The organism is Pseudomonas salomonii, assembly GCF_900107155.1.
GTDB lineage: Bacteria > Pseudomonadota > Gammaproteobacteria > Pseudomonadales > Pseudomonadaceae > Aquipseudomonas > Aquipseudomonas salomonii.
In genome coordinates, this window is record NZ_FNOX01000037.1 from 1 (window position 1) to 1,380 (window position 1,380).

Here is a 1,380-nt window from a genome sequence, read left to right on the forward strand (position 1 = left end):
CGAAGTGGTTGATGCCATGCTTCCAAGAAAAGCTTCTAAGCTTCAGGTAACCAGGAACCGTACCCCAAACCGACACAGGTGGTTGGGTAGAGAATACCAAGGCGCTTGAGAGAACTCGGGTGAAGGAACTAGGCAAAATGGCACCGTAACTTCGGGAGAAGGTGCGCCGGTGAGGGTGAAGGACTTGCTCCGTAAGCTCATGCCGGTCGAAGATACCAGGCCGCTGCGACTGTTTATTAAAAACACAGCACTCTGCAAACACGAAAGTGGACGTATAGGGTGTGACGCCTGCCCGGTGCCGGAAGGTTAATTGATGGGGTTAGCTAACGCGAAGCTCTTGATCGAAGCCCCGGTAAACGGCGGCCGTAACTATAACGGTCCTAAGGTAGCGAAATTCCTTGTCGGGTAAGTTCCGACCTGCACGAATGGCGTAACGATGGCGGCGCTGTCTCCACCCGAGACTCAGTGAAATTGAAATCGCTGTGAAGATGCAGTGTATCCGCGGCTAGACGGAAAGACCCCGTGAACCTTTACTATAGCTTTGCACTGGACTTTGAATTTGCTTGTGTAGGATAGGTGGGAGGCTTTGAAGCGTGGACGCCAGTCTGCGTGGAGCCAACCTTGAAATACCACCCTGGCAACTTTGAGGTTCTAACTCAGGTCCGTTATCCGGATCGAGGACAGTGTATGGTGGGTAGTTTGACTGGGGCGGTCTCCTCCTAAAGAGTAACGGAGGAGTACGAAGGTGCGCTCAGACCGGTCGGAAATCGGTCGTAGAGTATAAAGGCAAAAGCGCGCTTGACTGCGAGACAGACACGTCGAGCAGGTACGAAAGTAGGTCTTAGTGATCCGGTGGTTCTGTATGGAAGGGCCATCGCTCAACGGATAAAAGGTACTCCGGGGATAACAGGCTGATACCGCCCAAGAGTTCATATCGACGGCGGTGTTTGGCACCTCGATGTCGGCTCATCACATCCTGGGGCTGAAGCCGGTCCCAAGGGTATGGCTGTTCGCCATTTAAAGTGGTACGCGAGCTGGGTTTAGAACGTCGTGAGACAGTTCGGTCCCTATCTGCCGTGGACGTTTGAGATTTGAGAGGGGCTGCTCCTAGTACGAGAGGACCGGAGTGGACGAACCTCTGGTGTTCCGGTTGTCACGCCAGTGGCATTGCCGGGTAGCTATGTTCGGAATAGATAACCGCTGAAAGCATCTAAGCGGGAAACTAGCCTCAAGATGAGATCTCACTGGGACCTTGAGTCCCCTGAAGGGCCGTCGAAGACTACGACGTTGATAGGTTGGGTGTGTAAGCGCTGTGAGGCGTTGAGCTAACCAATACTAATTGCCCGTGAGGCTTGACCATATAACACCCAAGCAATTTGA

At 53.2% G+C, this 1,380-nt stretch carries 1 rRNA gene; it reads left to right on the top strand.

Annotated elements, in window-relative coordinates:
* Positions 1-1,360, top strand: a 23S ribosomal RNA gene (locus tag BLV67_RS31975); the annotation flags it as partial.
* Positions 1,361-1,380: the final 20 nt, after the last annotated feature.